The 14,442-nt window shown below is 68.9% G+C and carries 13 protein-coding genes and 2 tRNA genes; 6 read left to right on the top strand and 9 right to left on the bottom strand.

All coding sequences use genetic code 11. The features are described from left to right. Positions 1 to 3 precede the first annotated feature (3 nt). Positions 4 to 912, top strand: a complete 909-nt coding sequence (locus L3Q65_RS39385; RefSeq protein ID WP_182890310.1) for an SGNH/GDSL hydrolase family protein — start codon at positions 4 to 6, stop codon at positions 910 to 912. Between the two features lie 167 nt (positions 913 to 1,079). Here the strand turns inward: L3Q65_RS39385 and L3Q65_RS39380 are convergent, their stop codons facing one another. The 6 genes from L3Q65_RS39380 to L3Q65_RS39355 form a co-directional block, all read right to left on the bottom strand. Beyond that, entirely contained in the window at positions 1,080 to 1,478 is a 399-nt protein-coding gene (locus tag L3Q65_RS39380; RefSeq protein WP_182890311.1) for a MaoC family dehydratase, read from the bottom strand. Further along, positions 1,475 to 1,924: a MaoC family dehydratase N-terminal domain-containing protein gene (locus tag L3Q65_RS39375; protein ID WP_182890312.1), complete on the bottom strand. Its 450-nt coding sequence runs from the start codon at positions 1,922 to 1,924 to the stop codon at positions 1,475 to 1,477. The genes L3Q65_RS39380 and L3Q65_RS39375 overlap by 4 nt, the downstream gene beginning before the upstream one ends. 126 nt (positions 1,925 to 2,050) lie before the next feature. Beyond that, entirely contained in the window at positions 2,051 to 2,215 is a 165-nt protein-coding gene (gene rpmG / locus L3Q65_RS39370; protein ID WP_005152047.1) for a 50S ribosomal protein L33, read from the bottom strand. A gap of 49 nt (positions 2,216 to 2,264) precedes the next feature. Next, a tRNA-Met gene (locus L3Q65_RS39365) sits at positions 2,265 to 2,337 on the bottom strand. Between the two features lie 168 nt (positions 2,338 to 2,505). Next, a tRNA-Thr gene (locus tag L3Q65_RS39360) sits at positions 2,506 to 2,578 on the bottom strand. Between the two features lie 79 nt (positions 2,579 to 2,657). Next, complete coding sequence (locus L3Q65_RS39355) at positions 2,658 to 5,279, bottom strand: bifunctional diguanylate cyclase/phosphodiesterase (RefSeq protein ID WP_237597938.1); 2,622 nt, start codon at positions 5,277 to 5,279, stop codon at positions 2,658 to 2,660. 249 nt (positions 5,280 to 5,528) lie between these two features. Here L3Q65_RS39355 and L3Q65_RS39350 point away from each other — a divergent pair, with 249 nt between their 5' ends. The 5 genes from L3Q65_RS39350 (at position 5,529) to L3Q65_RS39330 (ending at position 11,497) form a co-directional block, all read left to right on the top strand. Next, a complete protein-coding gene (locus tag L3Q65_RS39350) occupies positions 5,529 to 6,470 on the top strand; it encodes a GNAT family N-acetyltransferase (protein ID WP_237597937.1) in 942 nt (313 codons plus the stop codon). Between the two features lie 35 nt (positions 6,471 to 6,505). Then, positions 6,506 to 7,354 (top strand): SAM-dependent methyltransferase, encoded by an 849-nt coding sequence (locus tag L3Q65_RS39345; RefSeq protein WP_182890315.1) that lies wholly within the window; start codon positions 6,506 to 6,508, stop codon positions 7,352 to 7,354. After that, on the top strand, positions 7,351 to 8,175 hold the full coding sequence (locus tag L3Q65_RS39340) for an SAM-dependent methyltransferase (protein WP_237597936.1): 825 nt from the start codon (positions 7,351 to 7,353) through the stop codon (positions 8,173 to 8,175). Before L3Q65_RS39345 ends, L3Q65_RS39340 begins: the two co-directional genes overlap by 4 nt. A gap of 86 nt (positions 8,176 to 8,261) precedes the next feature. Continuing rightward, on the top strand, positions 8,262 to 10,664 hold the full coding sequence (gene lon / locus L3Q65_RS39335) for an endopeptidase La (protein WP_182890317.1): 2,403 nt from the start codon (positions 8,262 to 8,264) through the stop codon (positions 10,662 to 10,664). 98 nt (positions 10,665 to 10,762) lie between these two features. Further along, positions 10,763 to 11,497: an HNH endonuclease gene (locus tag L3Q65_RS39330; protein ID WP_237597935.1), complete on the top strand. Its 735-nt coding sequence runs from the start codon at positions 10,763 to 10,765 to the stop codon at positions 11,495 to 11,497. A gap of 7 nt (positions 11,498 to 11,504) precedes the next feature. On the opposite strand, the gene L3Q65_RS39325 is transcribed toward L3Q65_RS39330, so the two are convergent. The 3 genes from L3Q65_RS39325 to L3Q65_RS39315 all read right to left on the bottom strand — a co-directional run bounded on the left by L3Q65_RS39325 (position 11,505) and on the right by L3Q65_RS39315 (position 14,264). Further along, the gene (locus L3Q65_RS39325) at positions 11,505 to 12,140 is read right to left on the bottom strand and encodes a hypothetical protein (RefSeq protein WP_237597934.1); all 636 of its coding nucleotides are present in this window, start codon (positions 12,138 to 12,140) and stop codon (positions 11,505 to 11,507) included. A 19-nt stretch (positions 12,141 to 12,159) separates the two neighbouring features. Further along, complete coding sequence (rfbA, locus tag L3Q65_RS39320) at positions 12,160 to 13,041, bottom strand: glucose-1-phosphate thymidylyltransferase RfbA (RefSeq protein WP_182890319.1); 882 nt, start codon at positions 13,039 to 13,041, stop codon at positions 12,160 to 12,162. A 74-nt stretch (positions 13,042 to 13,115) separates the two neighbouring features. Next, entirely contained in the window at positions 13,116 to 14,264 is a 1,149-nt protein-coding gene (locus L3Q65_RS39315) for an exo-alpha-sialidase (protein ID WP_182890320.1), read from the bottom strand. Positions 14,265 to 14,442 lie beyond the last annotated feature (178 nt).

Raw genomic sequence — 14,442 nt, 5'->3', positions numbered from 1 at the left:
CGGGTGGGGGCAAACAAAAGCGGTGGCTGCGGGTTGCTCGTCCTCGTCGTGGTGGGGGCGCTGCTCGGCGTCGGCTACTACAAGTCGAAGCACGATTCGTCGGCCGCACCGCCGTCCGGCGCGGACACCGGCGGCGGCAGCGGCCGGTACGTCGCGCTCGGCGACTCGTACACGTCGGCACCGCGCACCGGGAAGCAGGCGGGCTCGCCGGCCGGATGCGCACGGTCGGACAACAACTATCCGCACCTGGTGTCGGCGAAGCTGAAGCCGGCGAAGTTCGTGGACGTCAGCTGCGGCGGTGCGACGACCGAGGACCTGACCGACGCGCAGTCGACCCGCAACGGCTCGAACCCGCCGCAGTTCGACTCGGTCACCGCGGACACGACGCTCGTCACCCTGGGCATCGGCGGCAACGATGTGGGATTCATCTCACTGGCCCAGACCTGCGTGACCTCCCACCAGAGCGCCTCGCCGTGCAAGGACCGGCTCACCGCGGGCGGCAAGGACGAACTGGCCGACCGGATCAGCGAGACCGCGAAGAAGGTCGGCACCGCGCTCGACCAGATCCACAAGAAGGCCCCGAAGGCGCGAGTGGTGGTCGTCGGCTATCCGACGGTCCTCCCGGACGGCGACGGCTGCTGGCCGGTGCTGCCGCTGGGCTCCGGCGACGTGGCGTACCTGCGAGACGCGCTCGGCAAGCTCAACGACGCCCTGTCCGAACAGGCCAAATCGCACGACGCCGGGTTCGCGGACACCGCCGAGCCGAGCAAGGGCCACGACGTCTGCGCGAATTCGGACGTCAAGTGGGTCGAGGGCCTGGTCCCGACGTCCTCGGCCGCGGCGCTGCACCCGAACGCGCGCGGCGAGGCGGGGATGGCTGGCGTGGTGGAGTCGGTGCTCGGGGTGCACTGAGCCGACGGCTCCACGAGGTTTTTCTCGGTTGCGCGGCGGGTTCGCGGCTCCACCAGCAGAGGCGAAACCCCGCGCACTGGCACCCCGTCCGGTCCGGGTGAACGTGCGTGAGGGCTTCCCTCAGGGCGGCCCTCACGCACGTCAGCGGGACCACGTGGCCCGGTCGCTCAGGGGCGGACGAGAGCCTGCGGTTTGCCCAGCACCGTCTTGCCCTCGAACTTCACCGTCAGGTCGATCCGGGCCAGGCCCTCGTCGGTCAGCGCGCCGACCTTGCCGGTCATCTCGACCAGTGCACCCTCGTCGTTGTCCGGCACCACGACCGGGCGGGTGAAGCGCGTGCTGAAGTCCACGAGGCGGGCCGGGTCGCCGAGCCAGTCGGTGACGATGCGGCCGGACAGCGCCATCGTGAGCATGCCGTGTGCGATCACGTCCGGGAGGCCGACCTTGGTCGCGAAGTTCTCGTTCCAGTGGATCGGGTTGAAATCGAGCGAGGCCCCCGCGTAGCGGACCAGCTGCGCGCGGGTGATGCGGACCTCCAGCGGAGGCAGTTCGTCGCCGACGTTCACGCTTCCGCCCCCCGAACCACGAGCTGCGCCCGCGTCGTGCACACGAGTTTGCCGTCCGCGTCGGTGATTTCCGCGCGGAGATTGATGAAGTCGTTGCCCGCCCGCGCCATGATCGCCTCGATCTTGGCCGAGATCTCCAGCTCGTCGCCCGCGTGCACCGGGCGCTCGTAGCGGAAGCCCTGGTCGCCGTGGACCATCCGGGAGTAGTCGAGGCCGAGCGCGGGGTCGGACACGATGCCGTTGATCTTCGGCAGGTTCAGGATGGTCAGGAAGGTGGGCGGCGCGAGCACGTCCGGGTGGCCGGCCGCGCGGGCCGCCTCCGGGTCCCGGTACACCGGGTTCGGGTCGTCGATCGCGTCGGCGAACTCGCGGATCTTCTCCCGGCTCACGTAGTACTTGCTGTCCGACGGGTACTCCCGCCCGGTGAACGACTGGTCCAAAGGCACGCGAAGAAGGCTAACTGAACCCGGCGGCCGTCCCCCGCGGGTGCCTAAACCGGCCAGTAGACAGCGAAAAGCCGCCCCGGCGCGTGGCCGGGGCGGCTTTTCGAAGCTGGTAAAAGACCGCCTGCGTCAGCGGGTCTCTTTGTGAGTCCGGTGCGTACCGCAGTTCGGGCAGAACTTCTTCATCTCCAGGCGATCCGGGTTGTTGCGCCGGTTCTTCTTGGTGATGTAGTTGCGGTGCTTGCACTCCTCGCACGCCAGCGTGATCTTGGGTCGCACGTCGGTGGCAGCCACAGCGTTTCCTTCTCTCTCAGATCCGGGGGCCAGCCCCGTCGTTACCGCGTAGCGGTGGCCGGACTTGAACCGGCGACACAGCGATTATGAGCCGCTTGCTCTGCCAACTGAGCTACACCGCCCCACTCAGACACCCACCCCGCGCAACCCACCAGGCCGAACTTAACCCCGGCCGGGGGTCCAGGGGGGCGAAGCCCCTCCTGGCGGGGGTCTGGGGGTTCGACCCCCAGATGGACGCCGCGAAGCGAGCCACATCTGCGTTTTCCGCAGACATAGCTCGCCTACTCGCGAGCCCCTTTACGGAATCGAACCGTAGACCTTCTCCTTACCATGGAGACGCTCTGCCGACTGAGCTAAAGGGGCCTGCCTCTCGCGAGGACTTGGAAAGATTAGCAACCCCCTTCACCCGCACGTGCAACCGGGGTCGGTTAACCGCAAAACCTCAGGTCAGCAGGGTCAGCACGGTCTCCGAGTGGCGTCCCGGCGAGCGCGCCGTGCGGGCCTGCAGCCACGCCTCCAGGCGGTCCTCCGGCAGCGGCCGCGAGATCAGATAACCCTGGGCGACGTCACATCCCATCGCCTCGAGCTGATCGCGCGCCACGTCCTCCTCGACGCCTTCCGCCACGACCGTCAGGCCGAGCGAGTGCCCGAGTTCGACGATCGACCGCACCACCGCGAGGTCGCCGAGATCGGTTCCCATGCCGAGCACGAAGCTCTTGTCGATCTTGACCTGGTCCACCGGCAGCTGGCGCAGGTACGCGAGCGACGAGTAGCCGGTGCCGAAGTCGTCCACCGCCAGCACGATGCCCAGCGAATGCAGCTCGCGCAGGATCGGCAGCGCCTTCTGCGGGTCGGACATCACGCCGGACTCGGTCAGTTCGAACGTCAGCAGTTCCGGCGGCACGTCGAAGCGTTCCAGTTCGCGCTGGACCTTCGCCGGGAAGTCGTCGTCGGACAGATTCCGCACCGACAGGTTGACCGCCGCGGAGATCCGCAGGCCCTCGTCGAGCCATTTGCGCACGCGCTTCAGCGATTGCTCCAGCACGAACGACGTCAGCACGCCGATCAGGCCTGCCGCCTCGATCGCGGGCACGAACTCGTCGGGACCGAGCCTGCCGAACTCCGGGTGCACCCAGCGCACGAGCGCCTCGACGCCTTGCACCTGCCGGTTCGGCAGCGTCACCTTCGGCTGGTAGTGCACGGAGACGTGGCCGTCTTCGAGCGACTGCCGGAACTGCGTGACCATCTGGAACCGGCGCAGGAAGATCTGTCCCATGCTCGGCACGTACCCGCGCACTTCCTCGCCGCCGCGGGTGGCGCGGACGGCGACGTCGGCGCGCTGCAGCAGGCCGTCGACGTCGACCTCGCCGTTGTCGTCCACGGAGCTGGCGTAGCCGATCATCGCGTTGGCCTCAACGGAAAGCCGGTCCACCGGATACGGCTCGGACAGCTGGACTCGCAGCCGTTCGGCGGCGCGGTGGGCGTCGTCGACGGTGCAGTCCACGAGCAGCGCGGCGAAGGACGCGCCTTCGAGGCGGGCGAGCGGGACGTCCGGGCCGAGCGCGCCGCGGATGCGGGTGCCCGCGGCGACGACCATCCGGTCCGCCCACGAGTAGCCGAGCGCGTCGCTGACCGTGGAGAAGACGTCGAGGTCGATCCGCAGCACCACGACCTCCGCCGATTCGCGCAGCGGATCCCGCGAGACCTGCTGGAATCCCGGCCGATTCAGGTGCCCGGTGAGCGGGTCATGGTAGGCGTCGTGGCGAAGCGTGGCGAGCAGCCGGCGGTTGTCGAGCGACGTCGCGAGGTGGCTGGCCATCGTGCCGAGCAACTGGACGTCGTACTTGCCGAAACCGCGCCAGCGCGAGAGCCGGTCGTGCGCTTCGACGACGCCGAGCAGCTTGTTCGCACTGCGCAGCGGCACCACGAGCGCTTCCTGCGCACTGCGTTCCAGCAGCGCTGCACGGACGTCCGGGTTGGCCTCGGTGATCCGGAAATGCCGGACGTGCGCGCCGGGCAGGCGCAGCAGCGGGTCGTCGTTGGCCGGGTCCGAGGCCGGGAGTTCGTTGCCCGCGACCACGACGCGCATCGGGTCGTCGGCCTCGAGCCGCAGCCGGAGCACGACGCGTCCGGCGGCCAGCTGGTCCTTGATCCGCTCGGCGATCGTGGCCCATTCGCGCACGTCGACCCCGCCCACCAGTTCCTCGCCGCGGCTCGCCGGACGGGCGGCGGCCTGCTGACCGGACCGCGCGACCATCAGGCTGACGTCGGACAACGCTTCCATGTCCCGTTGCTCGCGGAGCAGATCGGAGTAAGCCCAGTACAGCGCGGTCAGTCCGAGGAACACCGCCAGCACCAGCGGCCAGGCCTGCGGGGTGCTCGCGATGACGAGGTAGCCGGTGAGGCCGACCGAAGCGTTGACGAAGCCGACCACGAGGATGCGGCCGGTCAGCCGGATCGCGGTGCTCACACGCATCCGGCGGCGCAGCACGCGCACGGCGGCCAGCGCGAGCAGCGTGCTGACCAGCGGCGCGGTGAGCGTTCCGGCGAGCGCGGCGACCCACGGCATGGTCGGCCCGCCGCCCATGGCCAGGTGCACGAGCCCGGCGACGGCGAACGCGCCGGTGATTTCGAGCAGGAACGCGCCCGCGTTGTAGAGGACGCGGCCGGCGACCTTGCGGGCAAGCAGCGTGCCGATGCCCGCCACGAGATGCGCGGCGAGCACCACTTCGAACGGAGCGACGAAGAAACCGATTACCAGCGGGATCTCGGTGAATGAGATGGTCCACGAAATGCCGCTGCGGACGTCGACGTTGATGCCGAGTTGTTCGGCGAGCAGGAACGCGACCGCGAGCACCGGGCCGATCCACCAGAGCTTGGCCGAACCGTGGAACGGCAGCCAGGCGCCGACGGCGAAGGCGGCGAGCAGGCCGAGGCCCAGCACGAAGAAGGTGTAAACGCGGAAGCGGCTTTCGTCCGTGCGGCCTTCGGCCGGTGCGGAGCCAGCACCTCCCGAGCCCATCGCCTCCGGCTCGGTACCGGGATGGGCGTTGCTGTCCGGCATCCGACCTTCCTTCCCGGCTGCCCGGTCGCGCTCGTCCGTGACGTCAGGTGTGGGCGAGGGCGCCACCTTACCCCGTAGGGCGTACCGGCGTCCCTTTCGAGACAGTAGGAGATCACCCCAGGGTTAACAATGGGCGTTCTTCTCTGACCTGCGTGGACCAAGGAGTGAAACTCCCGGTTCGCCCCGGAACCCCCGGGCCGGGGAGTGTTCTGGGGGTCTTTTCCGCACCCGTCGGCGGACAATGGCGGCATGCACAACGACGTGACAGCCACCGGCCATGCGGCGCGCATCGCCACGGTGGACGCGCTGCTTCCCGCGCCGCTCCCCTTCGAGGTCGGAGGGGATTCCGTCCTGCTTTCCGCCGAGGTCGGCGACACCACCGCGGCCGGTCTGACGACCTGCACCGGGCTTGGCCCGGACAGCCCGCGCTCGATGTGGCGGGCGCTCGTCGAGCACCGGCTGGAGGTCCAGCTCGCCGGTCCCGATCCGGCCGCCGGACTCGACGCCTTGCTCACTCGATGGGATGAACACCTGCGGTCCCTCGCCCGAGTGGGGGATACGGAGTGCGCCGCGGTGCTCTCCCGGCCCAGCCGCGACACCGCCGGGGCCACCGAACTCCTCCGGCACGGCTTCGCCCCGGTCGGCGTGCTCGCGGTCCGCCCGGCACAGCGGATGGCCGCCGGACCCGACGCGACACCCGGCGTCTGCATCCGGCACGCGACGCCGGACGACCTCTCCACCGCGGTCGCGCTGCAGCTCGAATTGCAGCGTTACGACGCGCAGTTCGGCCGGATCACGCTCCGCCCCGGCGTCGAGGAGCTGATCACCAAGGAACTGCTGCACCACCTCGAACGGCCTGAGCCGCAGGTGTGGATCGCGGAACTGTACGGCCAGCCGCTCGGCATGGTCGTGCTGCAGATGCCCGACGAGACCGGCTGGATCCGGCACCGGGTGTCGGCTTCCCGCGTGGGCTACCTGTCGTCGCTGGCGGTTTCCGAGGCCGCCCGCTCGTCCGGTGTCGGCACCGCGCTGGCCGCGCACGCGCACCAGGTCTTCGACGAGGCGGGCGCGGACGTCGTGCTGCTGCACCACGCCGTGGCGAATCCCCGGTCGACGCCGTTCTGGTACGCGCAGGGCTACCGGCCGTTGTGGACTGGCTGGCAGCGCAGGCCCGCGGTGCGTTCTCGCTAGTCTGGCGGTTGCCAGACCGTCCGAGGGGAGTCCCAGTGACCGAAAAGCCCGACGCTGCACCGAAAGCGCCGGAAGGCGTCGATGTCGAGAAACCTTCGGCCGCGCGGGTCTACGACTGGTACCTGGGCGGCAAGCAGAACTGGGCGGTGGACCGGGAATTCGGCCGCAAGGTCGAGAAGATGTGGTCGCTCGCCCGGCCAGGCGCGAAGCAGAACCGCGAGTTCATGAACCGCGTGGTGCGCGCCGCGCTGGACGCGGGCATCCGGCAGTTCCTCGACCTCGGCTCCGGCGTGCCGACCGCGGGCAACGTGCACGAGGTGGTCGAGGCTGAGCTGGGCGAGGACGACGAGGCCACCGTGGTGTACGTCGACTACGAGCCGGTGGCCGTGGCGCACGCGACACTGATCCTCGAGGACGAGGCGGCCACCGACTGGGCCGGGATCGTGCAGGCGGACATGCGCGATCCGCGGGCCGTGCTGAATCACCCGCGCACCCGCGAGCTGATCGATTTCGACAAGCCGGTGTGCGTGATGCTGATGGCGGTGCTGCACTTCGTCGGCCCGGACGACGATCCGGACGCCGTCGTGCGCGCGTACCGGGACAAGCTCGTGTCCGGCAGCTGGCTGGCGATCTCGCAGATGAGCGAGGGCGACGGCAGCGGTCCGGCGCTGGAGGGGCTGCGCTGGTTCGTCGAGCAGTACCGCAAGACGAGCAATCCGATGTGGCTGCGCGACCGCGAGGAGATCGAGCCGTTCTTCGGCGGCTGGCCGCTGCTGGAGCCGGGGATCACGCATCTGCCGGACTGGCGGCCGGAACGCGAGCTGAACGCGGTCGAGGCGGAAGCCCGGCCGTTCGCCTGGTGCGCGGTGGCGCGCAAGCCATGACCGCGCCGGACGCGCCGCGGGGCGTCGACGTCGACAAGCCGTCTGCCGCCCGGATCTACGACTGGTACCTCGGCGGCACCCAGAACTGGGCGGTGGACCGGGAATTCGGCCGCCGTGTCGAGAAGGTGTGGCCGCTGATCCGGCCGATGTCGCGGGAGAACCGGGCGTTCATGAACCGGGTCGTCCGGGCCGCGCTCGACGCGGGGATCCGGCAGTTCGTCGATCTCGGGTCGGGCGTGCCGACGGCGGGCAACGTGCACGAGATCGTGCGCGAGCAGCTGCCGGCGCGGGTCGTCTACGTCGACTACGAACCGGTGGCGGCAGCGCATTCGCGAGTGATCCTCGAAGGCGAGGACGCGACCGAGTGGGCCGGGATCGTCGAACGCGACATCCGCGATCCGGAAGCGATCTTCGCCGACGAGGTCACCCAGGAGCTGATCGACTGGTCGCAGCCGGTGTGCCTGCTGATGATCACCGTGCTGCATTTTCTCGGTCCCGGCGACCGGCCGGACGAGCTGGTCGCCGCCTACCGCGACCAGCTCGCGCCCGGCTCGTGGCTGGCCGTCACGCACGCGACCTGCCGGGACGACGCGCCGCCGGAGCGGGCCGCCGAGGTCCGCCGGTTCGTGGACGCGTACAAGGACACGTCGAATCCGGCGTACCTGCGCTCCGCCGACGAGATCCGGCCGTTCTTCGGTGGCTGGCCGCTGCTGGAGCCGGGGATGAGCGCGCTGCCGGACTGGCGGCCGGACGAGCCGGTGTCGGAATTCGCCGCGGAGGTCCGGCCGTTCGCCTGGGGTGCCGTCGCGGTCAAGCCCTGACTTCTCTCCCAGCGAACATTCCCTGGGAAACAAACCCGCCCCTCGGAGAGTTGAGCACCTACGACTCAACTATTCGAGGAGTGCACATGTCCGACCCCCGCCTCCTGCCCGTCCTCCCGCTCGATGACGACGTCGTGCTGCCGGGCATGGTGGTCCCGCTCGACCTCGGCGACGCAGAGACCCGGGCCGCAGTGGAGTCCGCCCAAGCCAAGACCCCCGCGACCGCGTCGTTCCCCGGGATCCGCTCGGGCGCGGCGAGCAAGGCCGAAGTCCTGATCGTCCCGCGCGTCCACGGCGAGTACGCCGAGCTGGGCACCGTCGCGACCGTCGAACGGATCGGCCGCGTCCCCGGCGGCAAGTCCGCCGTGCTGCTGCGCGGCACCGCACGCGCCGTCGTCGGCCGGATCGCCGACGGCCCCGGCGCGGCCCGCTGGGTGCACGCCGACGCCGCGGACGAGACCTCCGACGACCGCACCGCGCAACTCGCCGCGGAGTACAAGGCCGTGGTCATCTCGGTGCTGCAGCAACGCGGCGGCTGGCAGATGATCGACGCCGTCCAGCAGGTCGAGGAGCCGTCCGCGATCGCCGACCTGGCCGGCAACGCGCCGTACCTGTCCACCGACCAGAAGCTGGAGCTGCTGAGCGCGCTCGACGTCAGCGTCCGGCTGGAGAAGGCCCTCGAGTGGAGCCGGGAGTACCTGGCCGAACTGGAGGTCACCGAGACCATCCGCAAGGACGTCGCGGACGGGATGGAGAAGCAGCAGAAGGAATTCCTGCTGCGCCGCCAGCTCGAAGCGATCCGCAAGGAACTGGGCGAACTCGACGGCACCGCGGCCGACGACGACTACCGCGCCCGGGTGGAAGCCGCTGACCTGCCGGACGAGGTGCGCAAGGCCGCGCTGGCCGAGGTCGACAAGCTGGAGCGGACGTCCGAGCAGTCGCCGGAGGGCGGCTGGATCCGTACCTGGCTCGACACGGTGCTGGAGCTGCCGTGGAATGAGCGGACCGAGGATGTCTACGACATCGCCGCCGCGCGGGCCGTGCTCGACGCGGACCACGCTGGTCTGGACGACGTCAAGGAACGGATCATCGAGTACCTGGCCGTGCGCAAGCGCCGCGCGGAATCGGGTCTCGGCCCGGTCGGCGGACGGCGGTCTGGCGCGGTGCTGGCGCTCGCCGGTCCTCCCGGGGTCGGCAAGACGTCACTGGGCGAATCGGTCGCGAAGGCGATGGGCCGCAAGTTCGTGCGCGTCGCGTTGGGCGGCATCCGGGACGAGGCCGAGATCCGCGGCCACCGGCGCACGTACGTCGGCGCTTTGCCCGGCCGGATCGTGCGGGCCATCAAGGAAGCCGGCTCGATGAACCCGGTCGTGCTGCTCGACGAGATCGACAAGGTCGGAGCCGACTACCGCGGCGACCCGACGGCCGCGCTGCTCGAAGTGCTGGACCCGGAACAGAACCACACGTTCCGCGACCACTACCTCGAGGTGGAGCTGGACCTGTCCGACGTGGTCTTCCTCGCGACGGCCAACGCACTGGAGACCATCCCCGGCCCGCTGCTGGACCGGATGGAACTGGTGACGCTGGACGGGTACACCGAGCACGAGAAGGTCACCATCGCGCGGGATCACCTGCTCCCCCGCGAACTCGAACGAGCCGGCCTGGCCTCCGGCGACGTGGTGCTGACCGACGACGCGTTCAGCCGGATCGCCGCGGAGTACACCCGCGAAGCCGGCGTGCGCGACGCGAACCGGACGATCGCGAAGGTGCTGCGGAAGATCGCTACGAAGGTGGCTTTGGGTTCGGTCTCGCTGCCGCTGTCGGTTTCGGCGGCAGACCTGGAGACCTACCTCGGCCGTCCGCGGCACGTACCGGAATCGTCGCTGCCGACGGCGACCCAGCGGACGTCTTTGCCAGGCGTGGCAACGGGTTTGGCTGTTACTGGCGCGGGCGGGGACGTGCTGTACATCGAGGCGTCGCTGGCCGATCCGGAGAGCGGGGCTTCGGGCCTTCAGCTGACCGGGCAGCTGGGTGACGTGATGAAGGAGTCGGTGCAGATCGCGCTGTCGTACCTGCGCTCGCACGGTGCGGAGCTGGAACTGCCGGTGGGAGACCTGCGAGAGCGGGGAATCCACGTCCACGTCCCAGCGGGCGCGGTGCCGAAGGACGGTCCTTCCGCGGGCATCACGATGACGACCGCGCTGGCGTCGCTGCTGTCGGGCCGGGTGGTCCGGGCCGATGTGGCGATGACCGGGGAGGTTTCGCTGACCGGGCGGGTGCTGCCGATCGGCGGGGTCAAGCAGAAACTGCTGGCCGCGCACCGGGCGGGGATGAAGACGGTGATCATCCCGCAGCGGAACGAGCCGGATTTGGACGATGTGCCCGCGGAGGTGTTGTCGCAGCTGGAGGTGCACGCGGTGGCTAACGTGCGGGAGGTGCTGGAGTTGGCTTTGACGCCGGCTTCTTCGGAGATTCCGCAGGCTGCTTGACCGTCTGTTGAGCCAGGGCCTCGCCCTTCCCGGACCGGGAGGGCGAGGTCTTTGCGTTGGTCCGGGTTTTTGTCGGTGGTGCGCGCTACGGTGCAGTCATGGCAGAGGGGAAGCGCAATCCGCCGTGGACAAGGGACGAGTCGATCCTTGCCTGCGCGCTCGTGGTGAACAACGACTGGCGCTGGCTGGCAGCGAACGATCCGAAGGTCATCGAACTGTCCAAGCTTCTGCAACGCATGCCGATCCACCCGGCGGACGTGCGCGGTGAGACATTTCGCAACCCCAACGGCGTCGCAAGGAAAACGGCAGACCTTGCCACCCACCGCGACGGCTACCAGGGCAAACCCACGCGCGGCGGCAAGATCGACATCGACGTCATCCGGGCTTTCGAAGCGGACGCCCCTGGCATGCTTGCCGAGTCGAAGGTGATCGCCGAGACCATCGAACTGTTTCCGGACGAATATCATTCGCTCCCGCCGGACCTGGACCTTGTCGACGACGAGTCAGCTGAAGAGGGCGGCGTCCGCGAGCGAAGGCATCTTATGCGAGAGCGGAACCCGAAGCTACGCAAAAAGAAGATCGAACAGACTCGCAAGAAGCACGGGCGCATCGCATGCGAAGCCTGCGGTTTCGACTTCGAGAAGGCCTACGGCGAGCGCGGCCGAGACTTCGCCGAATGCCACCACCGCACGCCGCTGAGCGAGTCCGGGCAGATCAAAACCAAGCTGGAGCACCTGGCGGTGCTCTGCTCAAACTGCCACCGGATGATCCACCGGACGAAGCCGTGGCTCTCCGTCGAAGAACTCCAAGACTTGGTCCGGCAGAACAGCTAACCGAAAATCAGGAGAAGTCGACCTTCTCCCACTCGAAGCCTTCCACCCACGACGAGTCGCCCTCGGCGAAGCCGGTGAACGCCGTCACCACCTCCGCCAGGCTCCCGGCCTCCGTGCGGTAATGCCGATCCGGCGACCCGTCCCGGCGCTCCAGCGCGTACTTCCCCCGCGGAGCCGCAGCGAACTTTCCCTGTCCTATTTGGACGTAATGGTCGCCGCGTTCCAAGACGGCGTACCAGTTCTTCGCCGACAACCGGCCCAGTGCCGCCTCGATCACTGACGCGTCCGGGTTTTCCACGCGGGAACCGTCGCACATGGTCAGGTCCAGCACGTTCGGCCGGTGCACCTCGCCGGTCTGCGGATTGAACACCGTCAAGCCGTGTTTTCGGGCCAGGTCAAGGACAACGCGCGTCACCGCGACCGCACGAGAATGCTGGATCGCCAGTACCGCACCATCGCCGGAGCGCTCGATCGCCGCGTTCCACGGGGATGCTTCGGGGTCCTCGTGCAGTTCCGGGAATTGCGCGGTCAGGTCGCGGTAGAACGCGTCCAAGGACGAGTCCGCCGGGCCCTCGCCGAGACTGGCGTAGCGGGCTTGGGGATCGTCGGCGTCGCCAGCCCAGACCCCCAGGTCGTAACTCAAGATTCCCCTCCGGACCGGATCAGGCCTGCGCTCCCGCGAGCAAGGCCACGTTCATCACGTATTCGCCGTACCCGGACTTGGCCAGCTTGGTGCCCAGCGCGTGGCATTCGTCCGCGCTGATGAAGCCCATCTTCAGCGCGACCTCTTCCAGGCACGCGATCCGCACCCCGGTCCGGTGTTCCAGCACCTGCACGAACTGGCCCGCTTCCAGCAGCGAATCGTGCGTGCCGGTGTCGAGCCAGGCGAAACCGCGGCTCAGTTCGATCAGCTTGGCGCGGTCGCGGTGCAGGTAGGAGAGGTTGACGTCGGTGATCTCCAGCTCGCCGCGCGCGGAGGGCTTCAGGTTGCGGGAGATGTCGACGACCTCGTTGTCGTAGAAGTACAGCCCGGTGATCGCGTTGTTCGACCGCGGTTTCTCGGGCTTTTCCTCAATGGACAGCAGGGTGCCGTTCTCGTCGACCTCGCCGACGCCGTAGCGCTCGGGGTCTTTCACCTGGTAGCCGAACAGGACGCAGCCGTCGAGGTCGGTCGCGGCGGTGCGCAGGGTGGTGGAGAAACCTTGGCCGTAGAAGATGTTGTCGCCGAGCACCAGCGCGACCGAATCGTCGCCGACGAAGTCCGCGCCGATCACGAACGCCTCGGCGAGACCGTTCGGGCTCGGCTGTTCCGCGAAGGAGAAGGACAGCCCGAACTGGCTGCCGTCGCCGAGCAGGCGGCGGAAGTTCGGCAGGTCGGCGGGGGTCGAGATGATCAGGATCTCCCGGATCCCGGCCAGCATCAGGACCGAGATCGGGTAGTAGATCATCGGTTTGTCGTAGACCGGCAGCAGCTGCTTCGACACGGCCTGCGTGATCGGATGCAGACGGGTTCCGCTGCCCCCGGCGAGCACGATGCCCTTCACAGCCCCTCCTCACGTGCGGTGGTGGTGTTCACCGTACCGAGTGAGCATGGAGGCCGTCTGGGACTTCGCTCAACTCAGAACGCCGGGCCCTTCCCGAAGAACGCCTGGCAGCCGTTCGCGTACTCGGTGGCGATCTCCAGCACGTTCTTCCCGCCGTCGACCGGCAGCACGGTGGACGAATAGTTGGGGCAGTAGTTGTTGTAGATGCCGCTGATGTGGACCGGCGCGGGGAGTTCGTACCAGTTCCCGGCGCCGAAGTTGTCGTTGGCCAGCAGGGTCTGCCCGTTTCCGGCCACCGGGGCGCCGTCGGCGGTCGTGTAGATCTGGCCGACCATCACGAGCCGCACGCCGTTCGGGCCGCCGGGGAACAGGGTGGTGGTCTGGGCGTGCTGGAAGTAGTTGCCGTTCGCGGTGTTCACCCTGGTGCCGGGGTCGGAGGGGTCGCCCCAGTTCGCGCCGTCGGCGGAGATTTTGTAATACGGATCGCAGTAGCGGTCGCGGTAGTTGCAGATCTCGTAGCCGAACCAGTACCGGCCGTCGGGCAGCCTGCGGATGATCGGCATGCCCGGCCGCACCCGGGACGGCCCGATGGCCATCGTGAGCTGCTTGGTTCCCCAGTTGACGCCGTCGGTCGAGGCGACGCGGTTGAGCACCTGGCCGTACTTCGGCGCCTGCGTCTCGTCGGCGTAGTGCAGCCAGAGCGTGCCGCCGGCGTCCACCGTGAACTCCGGTTCCCAGACGCCGTCGTGGTTGTGCGAGAGCGCGGCCTCGGACAGATACCGCCAGTCGCGGCCGCCGTCGCGGCTGGCCCACACCTTGATCCCCATCCGCCGCTGCGGTCCCGCGTCCTGCCGGTAGGTCGCCGCCCAGAGCAGCGTGCCCGCCCGCATGCGGCCGACCCGCTGCGGCAGTTCGTAGAGGGTTCCGCAGCATTGGCCGGACCTGGCGTCGGGGTCGCGGATCTCGCCGATCTGGTGGAAGCTCGCGCCCTCGTCGGTGCTCTCGAGGATCGGCGCGAACCGGCCGTTGCCGTCCTCGCTGGTCAGCGACGCGATGATGTTCCCGCGACCGAACGGCGAGTGCTCCAGCCGGATCAGCCGCGGGTACGAGCCGAAGCCGGGTACGAGCAGCTTCCGGTCGGCGGCCTCCGCGACGGGCGCGAGCGCGGTCACGAGGACCGCCAGCGAGGTGAGGAAAGCCAGCACGGGAGTCCAGCGGCGCATCCAGAAACTCCTCTCACAACCAGACGGGCGATTACACCACGTGGTCACCTCGACACGATCGATTTCGCCTGGTCACCCGCGTGATTCCACCCCTTCGAGGAGATCGCTGGGCTGTTCAGGGCACTCACCGCGTAACGACCGGGCGGAGCGTGACGAAAGATCATCCGGAGGCCCCGTT

Origin of the sequence: Amycolatopsis sp. FU40, assembly GCF_021903635.1 — a bacterium.
GTDB classification, from domain to species: domain Bacteria; phylum Actinomycetota; class Actinomycetes; order Mycobacteriales; family Pseudonocardiaceae; genus Amycolatopsis; species Amycolatopsis dendrobii.
Note: the sequence above shows the minus strand (reverse complement) of the source record. Positions and strands in the feature narration are given on the sequence as shown.